Annotated in this window: 20 protein-coding genes and 1 tRNA gene; 13 read left to right on the forward strand and 8 right to left on the reverse strand. The window is 54.2% G+C overall.

The window, feature by feature from the left end:
- The first annotated feature begins 16 nt into the window (after nucleotides 1-16).
- Together BST95_RS11520 and BST95_RS11525 are read left to right on the forward strand one after the other, a co-directional pair.
- Nucleotides 17-904 carry a TIGR01777 family oxidoreductase gene (locus tag BST95_RS11520; RefSeq protein WP_084199588.1) on the forward strand — a complete coding sequence of 296 codons (888 nt, stop codon included), beginning with the start codon at nucleotides 17-19 and terminating at the stop codon, nucleotides 902-904.
- A 9-nt stretch (nucleotides 905-913) separates the two neighbouring features.
- A complete protein-coding gene (locus tag BST95_RS11525) occupies nucleotides 914-1,387 on the forward strand; it encodes a pyridoxamine 5'-phosphate oxidase family protein (protein WP_084199590.1) in 474 nt (157 codons plus the stop codon).
- 9 nt (nucleotides 1,388-1,396) lie between these two features.
- On the opposite strand, the gene BST95_RS11530 is transcribed toward BST95_RS11525, so the two are convergent.
- Entirely contained in the window at nucleotides 1,397-2,365 is a 969-nt protein-coding gene (locus tag BST95_RS11530; RefSeq protein WP_066049757.1) for a YbgA family protein, read from the reverse strand.
- A 175-nt stretch (nucleotides 2,366-2,540) separates the two neighbouring features.
- Between BST95_RS11530 and BST95_RS11535 the strand changes: the two genes are divergently transcribed.
- The 3 genes from BST95_RS11535 to BST95_RS11540 all read left to right on the forward strand — a co-directional run bounded on the left by BST95_RS11535 (nucleotide 2,541) and on the right by BST95_RS11540 (nucleotide 4,133).
- Entirely contained in the window at nucleotides 2,541-3,458 is a 918-nt protein-coding gene (locus tag BST95_RS11535) for a MerR family transcriptional regulator (RefSeq protein ID WP_084199592.1), read from the forward strand.
- Between the two features lie 73 nt (nucleotides 3,459-3,531).
- Nucleotides 3,532-3,669 (forward strand): hypothetical protein, encoded by a 138-nt coding sequence (locus BST95_RS19730; RefSeq protein ID WP_205737408.1) that lies wholly within the window; start codon nucleotides 3,532-3,534, stop codon nucleotides 3,667-3,669.
- Entirely contained in the window at nucleotides 3,669-4,133 is a 465-nt protein-coding gene (locus tag BST95_RS11540; protein WP_084199594.1) for an LEA/WHy family protein, read from the forward strand. Before BST95_RS19730 ends, BST95_RS11540 begins: the two co-directional genes overlap by 1 nt.
- On the opposite strand, the gene BST95_RS11545 is transcribed toward BST95_RS11540, so the two are convergent.
- From BST95_RS11545 to BST95_RS11555, 3 genes are read right to left on the reverse strand one after another with little or no spacing between them, the layout of a single operon-like run.
- A complete protein-coding gene (locus BST95_RS11545) occupies nucleotides 4,119-5,471 on the reverse strand; it encodes a sodium-dependent transporter (RefSeq protein WP_084199596.1) in 1,353 nt (450 codons plus the stop codon). The two genes, BST95_RS11540 and BST95_RS11545, sit on opposite strands and share 15 nt — an antisense overlap.
- 41 nt (nucleotides 5,472-5,512) lie before the next feature.
- Nucleotides 5,513-5,848: a hypothetical protein gene (locus BST95_RS11550; protein ID WP_084199598.1), complete on the reverse strand. Its 336-nt coding sequence runs from the start codon at nucleotides 5,846-5,848 to the stop codon at nucleotides 5,513-5,515.
- The gene (locus tag BST95_RS11555) at nucleotides 5,827-8,703 is read right to left on the reverse strand and encodes an AsmA family protein (RefSeq protein WP_084199600.1); all 2,877 of its coding nucleotides are present in this window, start codon (nucleotides 8,701-8,703) and stop codon (nucleotides 5,827-5,829) included. Before BST95_RS11555 ends, BST95_RS11550 begins: the two co-directional genes overlap by 22 nt.
- A 143-nt stretch (nucleotides 8,704-8,846) precedes the next feature.
- On the opposite strand from BST95_RS11555, the gene BST95_RS11560 reads away from it, so the two are divergent.
- A tRNA-Leu gene (locus tag BST95_RS11560) sits at nucleotides 8,847-8,933 on the forward strand.
- 181 nt (nucleotides 8,934-9,114) lie between these two features.
- On the opposite strand, the gene BST95_RS11565 is transcribed toward BST95_RS11560, so the two are convergent.
- Both BST95_RS11565 and BST95_RS11570 read right to left on the reverse strand, forming a co-directional pair.
- Nucleotides 9,115-9,786, reverse strand: coding sequence for a hypothetical protein (locus BST95_RS11565; RefSeq protein WP_084199602.1), 672 nt, complete (start codon nucleotides 9,784-9,786; stop codon nucleotides 9,115-9,117).
- Between the two features lie 172 nt (nucleotides 9,787-9,958).
- A complete protein-coding gene (locus BST95_RS11570) occupies nucleotides 9,959-10,336 on the reverse strand; it encodes an EthD domain-containing protein (protein ID WP_066049774.1) in 378 nt (125 codons plus the stop codon).
- 194 nt (nucleotides 10,337-10,530) lie between these two features.
- On the opposite strand from BST95_RS11570, the gene BST95_RS11575 reads away from it, so the two are divergent.
- The 5 genes from BST95_RS11575 to BST95_RS11595 all read left to right on the forward strand — a co-directional run bounded on the left by BST95_RS11575 (nucleotide 10,531) and on the right by BST95_RS11595 (nucleotide 13,833).
- Nucleotides 10,531-10,854 (forward strand): hypothetical protein, encoded by a 324-nt coding sequence (locus BST95_RS11575; RefSeq protein WP_084199604.1) that lies wholly within the window; start codon nucleotides 10,531-10,533, stop codon nucleotides 10,852-10,854.
- 99 nt (nucleotides 10,855-10,953) lie between these two features.
- Nucleotides 10,954-11,355: a hypothetical protein gene (locus BST95_RS11580; RefSeq protein WP_084199606.1), complete on the forward strand. Its 402-nt coding sequence runs from the start codon at nucleotides 10,954-10,956 to the stop codon at nucleotides 11,353-11,355.
- Nucleotides 11,356-11,831: 476 nt separating this feature from the next.
- Nucleotides 11,832-12,239 (forward strand): hypothetical protein, encoded by a 408-nt coding sequence (locus tag BST95_RS19735; protein ID WP_146004209.1) that lies wholly within the window; start codon nucleotides 11,832-11,834, stop codon nucleotides 12,237-12,239.
- Nucleotides 12,240-12,775: 536 nt separating this feature from the next.
- Nucleotides 12,776-13,039 (forward strand): hypothetical protein, encoded by a 264-nt coding sequence (locus tag BST95_RS11590; RefSeq protein WP_084199610.1) that lies wholly within the window; start codon nucleotides 12,776-12,778, stop codon nucleotides 13,037-13,039.
- A gap of 503 nt (nucleotides 13,040-13,542) precedes the next feature.
- Nucleotides 13,543-13,833 (forward strand): hypothetical protein, encoded by a 291-nt coding sequence (locus BST95_RS11595; RefSeq protein ID WP_084199612.1) that lies wholly within the window; start codon nucleotides 13,543-13,545, stop codon nucleotides 13,831-13,833.
- 466 nt (nucleotides 13,834-14,299) lie between these two features.
- On the opposite strand, the gene BST95_RS11600 is transcribed toward BST95_RS11595, so the two are convergent.
- Nucleotides 14,300-15,103, reverse strand: a complete 804-nt coding sequence (locus BST95_RS11600; RefSeq protein ID WP_084199614.1) for a DUF3267 domain-containing protein — start codon at nucleotides 15,101-15,103, stop codon at nucleotides 14,300-14,302.
- A gap of 1,095 nt (nucleotides 15,104-16,198) precedes the next feature.
- The gene (locus BST95_RS19740) at nucleotides 16,199-16,432 is read right to left on the reverse strand and encodes a hypothetical protein (protein WP_146004210.1); all 234 of its coding nucleotides are present in this window, start codon (nucleotides 16,430-16,432) and stop codon (nucleotides 16,199-16,201) included.
- Between the two features lie 309 nt (nucleotides 16,433-16,741).
- Here BST95_RS19740 and BST95_RS11610 point away from each other — a divergent pair, with 309 nt between their 5' ends.
- Nucleotides 16,742-17,347 carry a dUTP diphosphatase gene (locus tag BST95_RS11610; RefSeq protein WP_084199618.1) on the forward strand — a complete coding sequence of 202 codons (606 nt, stop codon included), beginning with the start codon at nucleotides 16,742-16,744 and terminating at the stop codon, nucleotides 17,345-17,347.
- Between the two features lie 4 nt (nucleotides 17,348-17,351).
- Nucleotides 17,352-18,245: a hypothetical protein gene (locus BST95_RS11615; RefSeq protein WP_084199620.1), complete on the forward strand. Its 894-nt coding sequence runs from the start codon at nucleotides 17,352-17,354 to the stop codon at nucleotides 18,243-18,245.
- Nucleotide 18,246: the final 1 nt, after the last annotated feature.

Below are 18,246 nucleotides of genomic sequence, written 5' to 3' on the forward strand. Positions count from 1 at the left end.
TTCTCGAGGAGGATGTATGCGAATTCTGGTTACCGGCGGCACAGGGTTTATCGGCGAGGCGCTACTGCCTGAACTGGTCGAAGATGGCCATGACATTGTGGTTTACAGCAGGCAGGTGAACCCATGTGAAGGCCGCTTTACATCCTTCACAGCGCTCGCCGACATCCCTTCATCCGAGACCTTCGACGCGTTCATCAACCTTGCGGGCGCATCCATGGCCGGCAAGCGCTGGAGTCGCAGTTACAAGCAGCAGCTGGTGAACAGCCGTATCGACACCACCCAGGCGCTGGTTGACCTTGCCAGCCGGTTGGCACAGCCGCCGGCGGTGATTCTCACGGCCAGCGCGATAGGCTATTACGGCCATCACCAGGACGAAGCGTTGGGTGAAGATGGGCAGCAGGTACCCGGGTTTGCCCAGGACCTCTGCCAGCGTTGGGAAGAAACCGCGGCACAGGCGCGCGAGTTGGGCTGCCGGGTGACCATGCTGCGCCTGGGTGTGGTACTCGACCAGGGCGGTGGCGCGTTCGTCCAGATGGCCGGCTCATTCCGCTTCGGCCTTGGTACCTGGCTCGGGAGTGGTCGGCAGTGGCTTAGCTGGGTGCATCGCGCCGATGTGGTTGCCGCCATCAAATACCTGTTGCAAGACGATGCCGCCGAAGGCCCTTTTAACCTAAGTGCCCCCGAACCCGTCACAGCGCGCGAATTTTGCCGCGAGTTGGCGCATCACTATTCACCGCTGGTGTCGCTCCCTGTGCCAGGCCCGGTGGCCCGAATACTGGTGGGCGAAATGGCGGATGAACTCCTGCTGAATGGCCAGCGCGTAGTACCTAGCGCGCTGCAGGCAAACGGGTTCGTATTTCGCTATCCTTCACTGCGACAGGCAGTGACTGCAATCCAGCAATAGGAGAACGCCTTGAAGACCAATGGCCCCTGGGAATTAGCGGACATTCACAACTGGCTTGGCGACAGCCGCTACCCCCTGCGCGTGTCCTGTGTGGGCGAGGACGGCTACCCGCGAGTCGTGTCACTCTGGTACATCTTTCGCGACGGAAAATTCCATTGTGTATCCCATCGCAATTCGCCGCTGGTAAAACTGTTGCGTAAATCACCCAAGGTGGGGTTCGAGGTGTCGCCGAACCAGCCGCCTTACTGCGGTGTGCGTGGGCAGGGCGACGCAGCGCTCACCGGCGAGGGAGCCGCTGACACACTGCTGCTGGCGATCGATCGCTATCTGGGCGGCGGCAGCCAGTCCCTGGCTCGCTGGCTGATGTCGCGAGTTGAGGATGAGGTCACCATTACGATAACCCCCGGGCGTTTTTTCAGCTGGGACTATCGCTACCGGATGGATGAACAGCCTGCACAGCGGGACCAGGTTCCCGTCACCTGAGTGCTAGCTCTAGGTGACGTTGCGGATTTGCAGCTGATCGGGGAACGGGCTTAAAAAGGCCTGCTGATCGATATAGGCGTTGGGGTGATTGGCAAAGTGGTGCTTTAGCAGCGTGATAGGCACGATAAGCGGAACTGCACTGAGACGGTACTGTTCGATCAAATCGCTCAGGCGCTGGCGCTCCGGAGGGGCAATTTTCTTGCGTAGGTACCCGGCAATGTGAAACAACACATTGGCGTGGCTGCGGCGGCTGGTGCGTTTGGTGAGAGCCGTCATCAGTTCGGTGATAAATGCCTGGCCGAGTTCCTCAATATCTTCCTTGCCGGCGTTTGCCAGCATCTTACCTATCTTGCGATAACTCGGCACGTCGTGGGCCATGACCAGATATTTGTGCCGGCTGTAAAAAGACACCAGCTTGCCTGCATCCAGGCCCTCAGCACACAACTCGCGCCACTGGTGGTAGGTGAATACCCGGGTGACAAAACTCTCGCGTAACCCGGGGTCATTCAGGCGCCCGTCGTCTTCCAACGGGAGTAGGGGATCGATGGTGGCCAGTGTTGCGGCAAATACCCCCTGGCTGTCCCGGGCGACCAGTCGGCCTTCTTTGTTGAAGCGCTTCACTCGGTCAAAGCCGCAGCTGGGGCTACCTTTCACCAGAATGTATCCGGCCATAGTGGGGTTGTTGTTGAGCACCTGCTGAGCGAAGTCTTTGAGCGGCTGAGTGACGTCCTGCTGCCGCGTCGCAACGTCTACAACCCTGAGGTCATCCGGTTCCCCGGCAACCTGGATCGGGGGGCGCGGTACACCCAGGCCAATCGCCATTTCCGGGCAGAACGGGCGGGTGTCAAAGCATTCCCGCATGCGCTGTACGTGAATATTGGCGGCCTTGCTCTGGCCATCGTAGCGCACCTCATTGCCCGCCAGGCAGGAGCCGATACCGACCAGTGGTTGTGGGTGTTTGTCCTGTGCAGTTGTCATGAGCGGCTCTCCTGAAGTTTGAAACTACGTGGTCACGAACGGGTATGCAATAGCTACGCAAAGTAGACGCCAGAGGATTGCGTACGATAGGTAAATCCAACCTATCGGCAGCTGCGTACAGTTACTAAACAGTGGTAGAGGTTGCAAGCAAGTGACACAGATAGAGTTCCAATCCATGCCCCTTTATGGCATCGGTACCGTGGCTCGGCTGACGGGCGTAAAACCGGATACCTTGCGAGTGTGGGAGCGTCGTTATCACTTAGGCGCTAGCCACAAGTCACCTACTGGGCGGCGGCAGTATACGCAGACAGACCTGGATCATTTGCAGTTGATCTCAGCGTTGGTTCAGAGCGGCACTCGGATAGGCGAGATTGCCAACAGCGACCGCAAGACGCTCGAGCATTTACTGGAAAGTAGCACAGGCACTGCTGCCGCGGCACCGCGGCCAAGGGTGACGTTTGTTGGACAGCGTCTGGCCGGTTGGCTGGAGGAGCACCAGGGCTATCTCGCCAAGTGCAATGCCCGGATTACATCCAGTAGCGTGATTGAATTTCTCGAAGCGGCAAGCTCACGGGAGTTTCAGTGCGACGCCCTTGTCGTTGAAAGCACCTCCCTGGGGCCTGAGGCGTGGCGCCGTTTGAACAGCGCCCGGGAATGTCTCGGTGATCCCTGCCTGATGATTCTGGCGGATAGCATCAGCGACCACTGGCGCGAGGAGCTGGATCGTGCCGGGGTGGCCTCGGCACCATTCCCTCCGGAGCCCACTGAGCTGGCTTACTACCTGGCCCACGGAATTACCGAGCGTGAAACAGAAGCGGGGCACTCGAGCCTTGCTGATCTGGTGGCTCGCAGGCCGCATTCCTTCAGCGACAAGCAGTTGCGCGAGCTGCAAGAGGCGAGCCCTGACGGTTACCAGAAGCTGGTGAGTATGGTGCAGGATCTCAACGAACTCGAGGATACCTGTGCCTCCAGGGACGGTGACACCTGGCAGCAAGCTGCCAGCAACGCCGTGATCTATGCGCTGGTGCGCCAGGCCCGGTGGTTAACCGAACGTGCCCTGGAGACCGCAGTCAGCCCCCATGGGCGCTCCTGATCAATTGGTCTAGAATGTGACCCCACGATCTTGATGGTGGGGTGACATGGGTCAACTCGGTAGAAGTCTCGGCATGGCGGCAGCCATTGCTATGTTCCTGTTCAGCGCCTGGATGTACCAGCGCACAGGCGATTGGGTGGCACTGGTGTTTGCCAGCGGTAGCCTCGCCTACGGTGTGTTCTTCTTTACCCGCAAAGGGGAGGGCGGCTGATGGCCCAGCTGAGACCATTCTTCGTCATCGTTGTGCTGGCGCTGCTGTCAGGCTGCGCCAATATGATGGCCGAATACGATCCCCCCAAAGTGACCCTGGAGAGTTTCAAAGCACTGCCATCAAACGGCAGCACGCCACGCTTTGAATTTAAATTGAGAATCGCCAACCCCAATAAGGAAGCACTCGATATCGCGGGCATCAGCTACAGTGTAGAGATACTAGACAAGGAACTGCTGAGCGGTGTGACTAACGACGTCCCTTATATCGACGGGTATTCCGAGGAGGTCGTTACTGTAGAAGCGGGGTTGCAATTGTTCCAGCTGGTGCGGCTACTGGCAGGCCTTACCCATGAGACCACCAGCAGCCTTGACTATAAATTCTCGGCCAAAATCGATTTCAATGGCTTTCTGCCGACCCAGCGTATCGAGGAGACCGGCACTATTGATTTGTCAGCCCAGCAGTGACTGGAGGAAAATCGCCAGAATAATCAGCGGGCAGACAAATTTCACATACCAGGGCCAGACCTTCCAGAACAGGCCCTGTTCTACCTCAGGGTTGCCCTTGCGCAATTCTTGCAAAATAGAATTGCGGTTCCACACCCACCCCGCGTAGATACAGAACATAAAGCCCAGTAACGGCTGGCTGTAGCGGGTGGTGACCGAGATCACGAGGCCGAACAGCGTGCCGAAATTCAGCAGGATGGCGGTGCTCACCAGCGCAATGGCCCCGCCGATCATCCACACGGCCGTATGCCGTTTAATGCCGTGCTCTTCGATGGTGTACGCCACAGGTACCTCCAGCATGGAGATGGAGGAGGTCAGTGCGGCAATACTCATCAGGAAGAAAAAGGTAAAGCTGACGATCAGGCCGGTAGCGCCCATGGTGGAAAACAGTTCCGGCAGTACAGTGAAGATCAGGGTGTCTTCCGAAATAAGTGCACCAGTATCAGTGAAAATCTCAACGCCGTTGTTCAGCGCAACATACATGGCCGGCAGCACCAGGAAGCCTGCCACCACCGCAATTGAAATATCCACCAGCGTGACCATGCCGCCAAGCACGGGGAGATTTTCCTTGTCAGATACATAGGATCCGTAGATCAGCATGGTGCCCACCCCGAGCGAGAGCGAGAAGAAGGCGGCACCGAGCGCTGCGATAATCAGTTTGGGTTCCAATGCGCGTTCAAAGTCAGGCAGCAGATAGACCTTGAGGCCATCAGCAGCGCCGTCCAGGGTAAGGACGTAAATCACCAGCGCCATGAGAGTGAGTAGCAGGGCAGGCATCAGCCTGGCGGACCAGCGCTCAATCCCCTCGCGCACGCCGGCGCTGATAATGCTGATTGTCAGGCCCATAAAGAGCAGCATGAAAATGAGGTTGCGCACAAAGCCGAACGACACCAGCCACTCGGAGGCGCCATCCATGCCCAGCAGGAGTGCCGCTGACGACAAACAGTGAGCAACCATCCATCCTGCGACTATGGCATAGAAACTGAGGATTAGGCTGGCGACCACAAATCCGGCGATACCGGTGGTGGTGCCGACTGTGCGCAACGCAGCGTTGGGGGAAATCAGGCGGAGCGCCGATACCGTGTTGGCGTGCGCGTGGCGGCCAATAATGAGTTCGGCCATGAGTGCCGGGTAGGCGAGCGTAAAGGCCAGGATCAGGTATACCAGCAGAAAGGCAGCGCCCCCGTTACTGGCGGCCTGGGTAGGGAACCCCCAGATGTTTCCCAAGCCCACTGCGCTGCCTGCAGCTGCCATTACAAACCCAAAGCGGGAGGTAAATTCACCCCGTGCTGTTGCCATGTTTCACCTGAAATCGTTATTAATGCGCGGATTGTAGCAGGCTACTGGACGGCCTCACAGGGTCGTTGTTGTTTGTTGCGAGACTTGATGCCAAACAGCTTGCGGGTAATCTTAGGAACCAGGGCCAGAACCTCTGCATAGGCATCGAAGGCGGCCGCAATCGGCGAAACGGTGGTCCTAGGGTCGTCGAATTTCCCTTTGAGCCGCACCGAAGAAGGGACCTGCAGTGCGCGGGATTTAGAACGGGGGGTGATCTTTACATCCATGAGCTGGTTCACCATGTCCAGCTCGGCTTCTCCGGTGGCTACCATGCGCCGGGTCTCGACGTAGAGGCTGTCGCTGCTGGCGACACCGTTCAGCAACTTGAACTTGGCCATGGTGCAGTCGATGTGGGTGGATTTTTTGGCGGAGGCCCGGTGTAAAACCAGGCCAATAGATCCGTCGCCAGCAGGTCGTAGGCAGCGCCCTGAACTTCCGCATCCTCCAGCGCCAGCGCCAAGCTGCCATCCAGGTCGCCGAGCAGCTGATCCATATCAGTGCCCTGTGAGCTGATGCCGCCACGCAGGGTCAGTTCGCCGCGTACGTCGGCATCCATGCCCATATCCCGGCCGAGGGTGTTCAATGGTAACGCTACGGCCTCGCCCGCGAGGCTGACGAAGGGCGGTTGCGCATTGAGGTCGACTATGCCGCGCACCTCCCCGACGGTATCTGCATATCCCACATTGAACTCCCGCAGGGTATAGCGATTGTTCTGTCCAGTGACGTGGATGTCGAGCCGGTTAATATTGGTGCGTTTGCCGGAGATGCCGCCAAAATTTACCCGCAGATCGGTGGGCATTGAAGCGCGCCGGCCCAGGATATGTTCGATAAAGTCACGTGGCTCGGCCCGGTCGAGCTTTTCGACCGGGCTATAGCCTTCAGCAGCGACTTCTGCCTGCAGACCCAGGTCGCTCAGGTAAAGCAGTGGGCTGTTTAGTGCGGCCGTCAGGCCCGTAAGCTTGCCAGCGCTCAAACTTGCTCTGGCATCAAGCTTGGCTACCGAATCGCCAATTTCACCGGTATGGGATAAAACAAATTCTGATGGTGAAAGCTGGATCTTGCCCTGACCCTGCAGCGGGTTCATGCGCAGCCCGGTCAGCGCCTCAAGCAGGTCTGGGTCGCGCAGGCGGTAATCAATATCACTTTGCACATTTAGCCTGCCGGTGATGTCCAGGCTCTTGCCAGAGACAGTAAGTAATAGCGGCCCCTGTTTGTCGTCGGATTCGATGGTGAACGAGGGAATATTGAGTTTCCCGCCGCTGTAGTCGACGGTAAATCTGCCCGATAGCATGCCGAGTGGTTTCTGATAGTCGAGTCCGTCCAGCGCACGATTGAGTATGCGAGCGGTGGGAATGTCGCTGAACCGGCCTTTCAGCTTTATCCCATCGAGTGGTACCAGGTGATCAACCTCACCGGTGGCCCATAACTGTAGTTCATTGCCGTCTACAATCATTTTGAGATTGTTCAGCGCCAGGCGTTCCCCGTACTGGGTAAGTTCTGCCTTGCCGTCGAGTCGTCCCCGGGCGGGAATATCCACATCGATATATTCAGAGAGGGCGCTCACGTCGTCTAGGGTAATGGCCACGCTAGCGAGCGTATCCGTGATTACAGGGTGGGCCATTGGGGTGACCTTCGCAGCGTGAGGCACGAAGATGAAATCCAGTTTGGGGCTGCGCGCTGTGAACAGGCCATTAACCGGTTCGAGTATCGCACCAGTACCTTTCAGTGTCAGCTCGCCGTCAAGCACGAAGCCGGCGGGAATCGGTATGTCGAGCATCTCACCCAGGTAGCGGCTGTCGGGGGAATCGACGCTCAAGGTGAGGTCCAGGTCGCGGGCTGCGGCAATGCCTTCGCTGTCCATACCATCCAAGCTGCCGGCACTGCCGGTGAGCCTGAAGATCAGCTCGTCCGGGTCACCCACTTCGACCACGAGATCTCTCAATGACACGCTGCCATGGCGTCCTACTAGCAGGCCAGATGCAGAAAACGCGCCGGGCTCAAAAGGCAGCGGGCCGGTCCACTGCTCCAAGGTTGCGATTGACGGCCCAGCAACATCCAGTCTAACTTTGTTTTCGGCGTCCCCCATGCGGAAGGGATCTACACGGCCAATGGCGTTCACCACCAGGCCGCTGTCGGCCTCGCTGCGCAGCATGAAGCGATCAATCATCGGGTTGCGAACGGTGCCGGTAATCACCGCGTTGCCGCTGGCCCGGCCCAGGCTGTGCAGGTCGACATCGAGCCAGTCCAGCACCACGTCCATGGAAGAGATTTCGCCGGCGGCATCGAGCCTTAACTCGCCGCCGCCGCTGATATCGTAGTCGAGGGTACCTGCGGCCTCGATGCCGTAGGCGGGCATATTGTCGAGGGTGAAAAGGGCGTTACTCAACACGAACCCATCGGCATCGCCGCGCATCTGTGCTTGCAGCAATAAGCGGCCCTCGAGCTCGCCACGGGCGTTAAAGCCTCGCAGAAATTCAGATACATCAGCGTAGTCCGCGTTGAGCTGCAGGTCGTAATTGAAGCTGTCGGCGGTGCCGTGCACGTCGCCGCGTAATTGCACGACACTATTGGAGACCGGTGCGCTGAACTCCCCGTTGAACTTGACGGCGGTGATGTGGCCCTCTTCGAGCAGGGCGTTCAGGCCGACATTCAGGTCCAGCGGCTCACCCTCATACTGGGCGCGGGCTGAGGCGAGAAAGGTTTGGTCGTTAGGGCGGCCGCCCTTTACATTTTCCAGCGGAAAGATAAAGACCTCTTCTCTCGCGGTAACCAGGTGGAACTGGCCGATACTGAGCTCGGCCGGCAGCCAGCCAATGTACTTCAGCCACTCTCTGGGAGCGGGGTCGCTGGTACTGTCCGTATCAGATGTATACAAAATGACCTGTTGCGCCTTCAAGCGGGTGTCCACGAGGTTTGTCGTGTACAGATCGGTCCAGCCAATATTGCCCTCGAAGTCCAACACCGTGAGAAAGGGCGGCGCGTCATTATCCTCGGGATAGACGTGGATCTCCGCCGCGGATACGTTGCGCTCGAAAGGCCGCAACACCGGTGATACCAGCTTGAGGCGATAGTCGGTAAAGGTATCGACAGCCCAGTGTGCCAGAAACGCCAGGGTCCGCTCAGAGCGCATCGCCAGCAGTGGCAGTGCAAGCAGCACAGACAACAGCAGGGCGACAATGAGCAGTTTTCGCATGGAAAGTGGGCCGGCACATGTAGGTGTAGAGAAGTGTAGCACGCGTTCAAAGTGATCTGATGACCTCTCTCTTGGCTGCGGCCATGCCCTGATGCTATGATGCGCTCCCTCCCAGAGGGCTGTAACTGCAGCCTGATCCCTCCGCCCGGATGGTGAAATTGGTAGACACAGGAGACTTAAAATCTCCCGCCTTAATCGGCGTGCCGGTTCGATTCCGGCTCCGGGCACCATAAATATTAGGTTGATCTGATTCTTTATGATCTTGAAATTTTTGGCTCTATGTGACGCAGAACCAATGTAGACATCATGATTAACTGGAGGGCTTGATGTACCATTCGTCCTTGATATAGAAAGTTACCCGACCTGAAAATCCTTTTAAGATCGAGTCTAAACCAACGGTCCGCTCCCACCTCAAAGCCGACTTCCGGCTCCAGCTACTTTGTCCAAATCAACTTGCAAGCGAAACAGAATCATCGCGATTAGCACCAGAAATTCCGCGCCGGATTCAAAAATCTCTTCGAATACCTGGCCCGTCACATTGTGGAAAACGGGTATCTGGTCGATCGCTTGCGATAGGAAAAACACAACCGCCCAGGCGAAGGCAAATATAGCCCAGGGTAGCTGCACCCGGAGCGAGCGCAGGAACACAGGTAGTTGTGCTTTCAGGTAACGGTACATTACGACGAGGAACAGGATGACGATCGCTGCGAGGAAGAGCTTTGTCGACAAGGGGATCATTTCATGTGAAAAGAAGCGCTTGAACTGAGTCGCCTTGGCGTGATCCGAGAGCTCGTAGTGATAATCAGCCTCGCGTAGTGCGTAGAACATCAGCAGATAGCTCAACTGCACATACGCTACCCTGCGCTCGCGGTCGAGTAGGGCAAACAGGCAGGCGAGGCCGAACGCAGTAAAGATTGCCGACTGTCCCGCCAGCTGAACTGGCCCCGCATCCTCGATCAGTCGCTTAATTTCAAAGGAGTCTGGGATGCTGAGGAGCTGCCAGCCCGTAACTGCCATTGCAGCAAGCACTGCGCCCAGAACTAATATTGCCGCCAGCCGGGATGGACGAGGCGTCTCGTTCATATTATTTGGGTTCCCATAAATACTCGGGCTGCTTGATACAACTATAAAATATCAGCTGCATTATGTTTCAGCACGATATTGCGGCTGCTTGCAGGCGAAAGCGGGCATTGAAGTGCTTAACTGGCCTAGGTATCCAGAAAGGTCCGCTATCACCTCTTAGCCGCCACTCATTTCACGGCGCTTGGAAAACGCAGTGCTCTTCGGTGAAGAATATGGTAGACCGCTCCATATCGATGAAACGAGCCTCATCTTCAGCCAAAATGGCGCTTGCCGCCTGTCCATTTTCTGTTTGTAGCGCTAGATCCAGTTCTTTACGGCTATCCCACCAAATCTCGGCGATACCGTCGAAACCTGAAATTTTCATCCCGCGTGCAGCGGAAACCTCATGTCCGAACTCACCGTCAACCGCATGACTTTGGACATAGCGTTTGATATTCAACGAAATTGTTTGAGAGGCTACAAGGGGACCATGACTTTTGAGCCAGTAATCAAAGAATTCCTCATCTGAAAGACCTTTCTTCTTTCGTACACAGAAGATCATTTTCAACATGTCGTTTTTGCTGCCTCGCTGTCCAGTCCTAGACTGTTCTAAAGATAGACCTAAGTCTGATTATAGGTGAAAGCGGTCGTTCTGGGTTGGGCTGGCTGATGTCAGCTTTCGTCCACAAAGCTGCCATTCACGTTGAAAAGGATTTTCGATGCATGTAACACAGTTTTCTTTCCTCACCCGGATGGCAGGCTTCGATGAACCCTGCCATTGATAAGCTGAAAGACTATCTGGTCGAGCTTCAATCCACTGAGGTACTTGGCTCGATAGCCGACAGGGCTGAACACATAGGGTTAATCAATAGAATTGACACTGCTATTCAGCAATTAGAACTATGCGAGAGTTACGGCATAACGGGTGGCTCCAAGTTCTTTACGCTGCCAGGTACTGGTGATCCAAATTATGACAATTATGTCGTTGCACATGATTGTGAGTCACATAGGCCTGAGAATTGGGAGGAAGTTTTATTTGATGGAAGATCAATCAGACTTCAACAGGGCGACCTGGTCATCCAGAAATGACAGCTTTTGGCCCCAAAGCGGCCTCTCGGATTGAAAGGAATTATGATGAACGCTGACTGTCTCCAAGTAACCAGCTGTTATGCGCCCGGAGAGTAAGCTATGCACCTGAATTATCAATACGCACATCATTCTCATGACGAGTCGGAAGAGGCTGGATTAGTCGATGCTGCTGGAGCGCTCGAAGCCTTTGATACCTTTGATTGGGAAGGTCAGTCTGCTCTGGCTGAGGAGCTAGAGAAATGCTCTCCAACACTATCCCTGATTACGCTCCCCAAAAAAAATATGATATGGGTTTCTTCTTTCAAAAATGGCTCAAGCTTAACGTTTGTTTCACAATGCCTTTTCCCTGGCGAGAAGAAGCGTTGGTTTGGTCTTGGCACTAAACTCGGAACTATTAGTGTGGATACTCAAAATTTTTCGACCGAAGAAGCTCGTAAGGCAATCGAACTATACGTTTCGGGCAACATGAACGAGCTAAGGTCTCTGTATGAAAGCGCATAGCAAGGCGAGGCTTCGGGCAAAAGTACGCTCAGCGAACTTTTGCCGCAGCTCGCAGCGTTAAGTGTCTGGTGTGTTCATAATCATCAAATTCAGAGAGCTTGCATACATGATCAATGTCTTCCTGTATGCATTGCGCGACGACTGGGAAAATGACCCGCCTGACTGTAGCCATTCATGGTGGGTCTACTCTACAGCGACGGATGATCAAACCCTTGAAGTAGAATGTATAAAGTGCAAGACCCTAGGCAGGGTACTAGACCCGACCGAAAGTGAATGGAAAAAGGCTTTCTATGCGCCAGAGTGCCCCTATAAATGGCGGCAGGCAAACCGAGTCGATTTTTACCATAGAGGCTAATGGTGACCGTTGAAACACTTAACAAGGGCAGGCAGTACGCCCCTTTGGGGCCGGACGCCCAACCAGTGGCTTCGCCACTGCTCGGTCGCCGCTGCTGCAAGCGTTAGGCATAAGGAAGAACATGGAATTTAGTTGGTCAGAGCTAGTAACTGAAGTAGCAGGACTGTTTATGTCGGGTTCGAGTGCAGCCGATATATCATCTAGATTGGCTGGCTCGATATTAGTAGCAAGCGGTTCTGTGGTTCGTATAGAAACAGATTCCACTATGAATTCTCCTTTTATCCAACTCAAGATGCCGCGAATAGAGGTGCCATTCAAAGATAAGTTCTTGATAGGTGACTTCTTGGCTTTAAACTTCACGGAACTAGATGACGATATGGTTAGAGACATAGGTGTTGGAGATCCATTGAGTTTTAAAACTAGAATCATTGAATCGAATGGACCATTTCCCGGCGTTGAGGTATCTGAGTTCGAAGATGAGCCAGAGATTTTAATAATGCTGGGCACGAGGGAATCGGAAATTGCCTAACAGGGCAAGGCAGGCGGACTGGCTTACTGCCAGCCGTTGCTCGCGACGGTAGCGAGTGTCCGCTATTGGCCCCTTAGCTGCCGTTGGGGAATGTGGTAAATTTGAGGGCAAATAACGTCCACAAAGCGGACATTCACATTGAAAAGGATCTTCGATGCACACTGACTTTTTCCATATACCTAGCTGTTATGGTGCCTAAGCAGTGACTCACGACGCCATAGATAGGGACTTCTATGAAGGGAAGAGAAGCGAGAGCTTCCCATTCTGCATAAATGACTCTGTAGCAATAAGGCGGGGACCTGGCATCGGTAAGGGTGCAGCTGTCGTAAGTATCGCTTCATACGCCAATCCGGTGGAATATCTAGTGGAGCCAGGAGATGGCTCTGGAGATCTAGTCGTTCCAGTAACTGATTTAGAGGCAATCTAATCCTATGAAGAACCGGCCCCATAACAAGTCAAGGCAGCAAGGGCCCTGCGGGCCGGGACCGCTTTACAGCGGCCCCTGCTTGAAGCGTTATGTGCCTGGAGATTAGTCCATGAACGAAGCTTTGGGATCACTTAAGTGGATTGTAGGTTCCATCATTTTGTTTGTAGGGCTTTATCTCGGGGTTGAGGCCTACAAATCTGGTGAGAGTGTTCTTGCCTCCCTTGGCGTGGCTGGTGCGGGCGTGGTCTGGCTTGTAGTAGCGGGCTTGCTTGGTGGTTCCGCGAGTTCTGGTGACGGTATCAGCCAAGAGGAATCCGAATATTATCGCTCGTCAGATGAAGATTCTCATCATGGTGACGGCTGGAATGTCTAAAGCACATAACAAGTCGGTGTTGCCGCCTTTGGCTCGGACGGCCCACTGCGTGGTCCGCCGCAAACCGAGGCGTTAAAGTGCCTTAGTCCTATGCTCGTAGCAAAGAGAAAACGTAGACTCCTCCTGTACGCGATGCTTGTCGGGCTATTGGCTCCATTCGCATACATTTTCTTTGCATCTGAGGGACAGCACGTAAACGAAGCGGCTCTCGAGCCTCAGCTGATGGACTCGCTGCCCCGAGAGAACTAGAGGGCTATGTCTCAGATCGGATGCTTCCTATGACGTTACCTCAAAAACTGTGGGCAAGTGCTGTAGTTTCCGTCGAGTTCTGGAAAATATATCTTACGTCTAGCGTCGTTGTAGGGCTTGTGGTTTGGGGTGCACTGCTACTTATTGTAAAGAGGGAGTCATGATCGGCACATTAACAAGTCAAGGCTGCAAGGGCGCTTTGCGCCGGGACGGCCTCACGGCCGCCCCAGCTTGAAGCGTTATATGGCCTCGCTATGATCTACTTGCAATTTGAAGTAGAACCAAAATATGACTCTGATGAGAATGCGCAATATGGGGGCGCATACGTAAACTGCTGGATTAACCAGGCAATGCCAAAATCTGCTGAGGAGCAGGCTCGTCTAGATATTGAAAGCCATGGTTGGGCGATTCGCACACTCGAAGAGAAAAGTTTAGTTGCACGCGAAGATTATGCTGAAAGCGATAACCTCGAATACTATGAGCAGGCACTAATAGATGGTGAGGTCTATGTATTTCATACGTTTCCGCCGGAGATTTGCCACTAGTGCGCTCTAAAATAGGCGGCCATATAACAAGCACAAGCAATCGGGGCCGCTGTACCAGCGGCCCTTGTTGTGGGCGTTATGAACGTCCGCTTTTGGCCCCAAAGCGGACATCTGACTTACGGCAATGCGTGCCCATTTTAGGCGAAAGTGGACAATATGTGAGGCTTTTTTCGTCGATCATTGAACTATACATGCCGTATAAACGGTATATACATTCCATGCCGTTAAAACTGTTTTGACGCGTCCTTTAGGGGCTAACGCTTATCACTGATGGGCGAAGCCCGCCAGATACCGCTTTGGATTGAGCAGGTGTGATGCTCTGAATGCCTTTCTTCATCTTCATTCCCTCATTGGGATTTATATTTCGCGACTTGCAAGAGATCGAACATCCACCTTTCATCGCATGTAGCAATATTCAAGAATATTTTCTCTAGTATTCCTATTAAAATTACCGCCGTCCCTCAAGCTACTGCATTTTCAAAAAGAGTCTGTTGTGCGTAAACAGCAAAACCGCTTTTGCCGGCGTCTTTCGGAGGATCAACAGTAATGACATGAAGTCTCCTCCGCAGCTCATAGCATGCCCAAGAGCAAAGGCAGCGATAAAGTACGCGGTTTCATGGCTAGTAAAGGCTGTAGCGATCATTGGCAGGACCGTAAGGAGCAGAAACGGCAGCATGAGGATGTAGGCCATCCTGCCGACTGAGAGCTCTGCAGAAAAGAACACATACATCAGCAGACGCTTAGGCCAAACACCAAACCATAGACTCTCTCTAAAACGCGCAGGAACTGCAGCTGCATGGATACCCTCATGAAAGGGCGCCATCCAAAAGCCACCGATACCGGCTATCACATAATAAACCGGCTCATTCGGTGGAAGAATCCCGAGTAATTTAGATAAAACTGCGATCGGTGCGGCTACAAGTACGCCTGCTGCGGTGCAAAGTACAACAAATGTTTTCGTTGAGACATCGTACGCGAGGGGCTTGCAGTTCTCGGGAACTTCCGGAGTTGGTATCGGCTCTGTTGTAATCTCACCCCATCGAAAATGAATCTCATCAGGTATACGAGGACTGAGAGGAATAGCTAGCACCAGAGCAACAAGTGCGGCAGGAATGTAAAAAGACCACATCTGGAAGACAGCACCCCAGAGCTCTTTTATTTCAGGCGAGTCAAGACCAATGGTAAAGATGACGTGATAAGGCCCACACAGTATCTGATAAAAACAATACAGAAAAGCCACTCTTGCTACCCATATTACTGCAACTTTCATCCTGAACTCCCAAGATCATTACACGCGCTACACTGGACGAGTACCTATATCGCACACTCTCATTTATATCTGCCTGATTAACTATTAAATAGCGGCACATGTAAAAGAAAGAAGGCGTCCTATGAAAATAGCACTGCTTTCAAGCAAAAAAGCTTCGTCATATTGGCCACATAGCCCTGCGCTAAACGTCATTGTGAACGGAGATCTCATGCAGAGCTGCCGCTGTGTCTTCTGCAGTTCGATGAACTGACAGAGATCCTCCGCTATGAGATCGGGCCTCTGCAGGGGAGCCTAAACGATCTATGCACGCTCGGAATCGGGAGTTGTTTTTCAGTACCGCTGGGCCGGGCGGCTGCGATTTTCCAATCCTTAGAATGCGCACACGCTATGGAAGCTATCGAAAATTTGGTGGTGTCGATTGTAAGTCTATTTGCTATCGCAATACACATAGCATTTTTGGTTGTACTCACTGTTCTCGTTGCGGGGCGATTACCCGTTATTGAAGGCGACAAAGTTGTGCTTTCAGGTGACGCTTATGTTTTCCCCATAGGGGATAGCTAAGATCAAGTGCTGGCCGTCACCAAAGAAAAATACAGAGGGGAAGATCACTGTTTACAGATTCTATGGCCAATATCCGCTGAATACGCTGATGTGCTTGGACCTTACGAAAATACCCCCTAGAAAGAATATTCGGCTAAGGAGTTCGCAGAGCATAGAATCGGAGTCAGTAGAATAGAAGGAATGTTGGTACCCTTGATCTACAGCGATAGATGCGACAAAGATATGCACGCCACATGGGTTGACTCGACCTACTTAAATTTTGAATGCGAAGTACTATCAGGAATATAGAAGAGTACGTGCTTGTTTGAGCGACCATAGTGATAGCAATCTCAGGCTACTTTGTTCGCAAGTGCTTTTGCGAGAAATATCAATGACTGCTATTGGCCCCAAAGCGGAACTTGGTGGGCCTGCATTCTAATCCCCGCTACCCGCCGCCAAGCCCAAGCCATGCCGCGGTATTACCCGGTGTAAAGCCACGGGGGCTTAGAGGTGGGTTCGAATGGGGCAGGGTTGGCGGCAATTGAGTGCGGGCCACTAAGCCATATAGGTCACAATCCAGCCAGTTACGATTATCGCCCACAGGTACGTTATTCCTAGTTCGAGCGCGCGAATATTTTCACTCGTCTGAGTCAACCTTAAGCCGTCGATCGTTTCCAATTCAGCAAGCTTCTCGAAAAGATCGTCGACCTTGTCAACTGACTCGCTTTGGCCTCCGGTCAGCTCCTTGACCTGGGATCCCAATTCTCTATTGCGCAAGCCTTTGCCCATCACTACTCTCCTTACTAGTGGTTGGTCACAGATAGCGTAAGGGGGTCGGGCACGCTCGAACATGTCCGTGGGCGACAAAAGGGTGTCCAGACACGCCAGCCGGTCATCCCGTACATGTGCGCACATCCGCCCGCGCAGCGTGTTGCGCCGCATATCTATTGTCAGCATCCGTAACTTCATGTTCTCATCATCGAAGTCTTCAAGTTGCTAGGGGCGGCTCCGGGCACCATTCACACAAAATCTGTTATTCTTCCTGCCTTTCCACATCCAGAATTCGCGAGGCTCTCCTTGAAACAAGCGCTGATTAACATGCTGACCATGCAGGACAAAATGAATACCCGGGTGCATCCGCAGTGGGTGGAGCAGCACTTTGAGTGGTATCGCGCTGCATGGATCGAGTGCGGCGAGTTAATCGACCACTACGGCTTCAAGTGGTGGAAGAAGCAGGAGCCGGACCTTGAGCAGGTGCGCCTGGAGGCGATCGATATATGGCACTTCGGTATGTCGGCGCTGTTTGTGGAAGGCAAATCCATCGACGCCATAGCCACCGAGATGGAAACCGACATTCAGGCCCACCAACCTAGCGGTGAAGGCGTGCGTGAGGCCACTGAGGCGCTGGCGCTGAACTGCCTTCAGACCAAAGGGTTTTCCGTGAGCCTGTTCTGGGATTTGATGCTGGCCTCGGAACTCGATTTTGACAGCCTCTACACTGCATACGTTGGCAAGAACGTGCTGAACTTCTTCCGCCAGGATCATGGTTACAAGGACGGCACCTACATCAAGAACTGGTCGGGCAAGGAAGACAACGAGCACCTGGTTGAAGTGGTAGACGCGCTGGATAAAGGCGCCGAGGACTTTGCATCCCAGGTGTATTCTGCACTGGAAAAACGCTACCGCGAGCTCGCCCTGGACTGAACACGTGGCCGACGACGACAGCAAACTCTCCACCACAGCGCTGGCCAAAAAGCTGGATATCCCCGTTCAGCAGTTATTTGCCACGCTGCGCGACTACGGCTGGATACGTCGCAGCGGCGACGCCTGGACGCTGCTCCCAAAAGGCGAGTTTGAAGGCGGCTCCTACCAGAACAGCCGTCGCTATGGCCGATACATTGTCTGGCCGCAAACGCTGGACCACCACCCGTTGCTAGCGGCTATTGAATCCAATCAGCGTATTACGGCTGCGTCCATGCGCCGTTATTACCCCCGTCTGCACGCGCGCCAGATTAACCGGGCGCTGGCAGAGATCGGCCTGCAGCATCACTCCATTCTCGGATGGGAGCTGACCGAGCTGGGTAAGTCGCTTGGGGGTAAGCAGGAAGAAAGCGAATCCAGTGGCGCCTACTACGTGACCTGGCCCCACGAAATTATTGATCACGCGGTGATTCATCGCGAGCTGACTCGTCAATCGGACCAGATCCCGACAGCCGAACCCGCGGACGCGGGGGCTGAGCCGGATCTTTTTGCCAGCCCGGCTGAATCCGTGAGCTGCGTGGGTGTTGATGGGCACCAGCTTGATACACCGCTGCAAATGCGCGTGTGTAACTGGCTGTACCTCGCCCAGCTTGCGCACGCGTTCAAGCGGGCACTGCCCACAGAAGAACTTATTACCGCGGATTTTTATATCCCGGCGGGCAATGTCTATATCGATTGCTGGGACAGCGATATCAGCGCCGGGGAAATTTCGCAGCGGCTGCGCAAGCGCGAGCTGTATCGGGAGCTCGGCCTGCACAGTCTCGAGGTCAACGCCGCCGACGCAGAGCGGCTCGACGAAGTGCTGGGGCGTGGCTTACTGGCGCTGGGTATCCGTTGCTAAT

The sequence above is a fragment of the Halioglobus japonicus genome (assembly GCF_001983995.1).
Classification (GTDB): Bacteria; Pseudomonadota; Gammaproteobacteria; order Pseudomonadales; family Halieaceae; genus Halioglobus; species Halioglobus japonicus.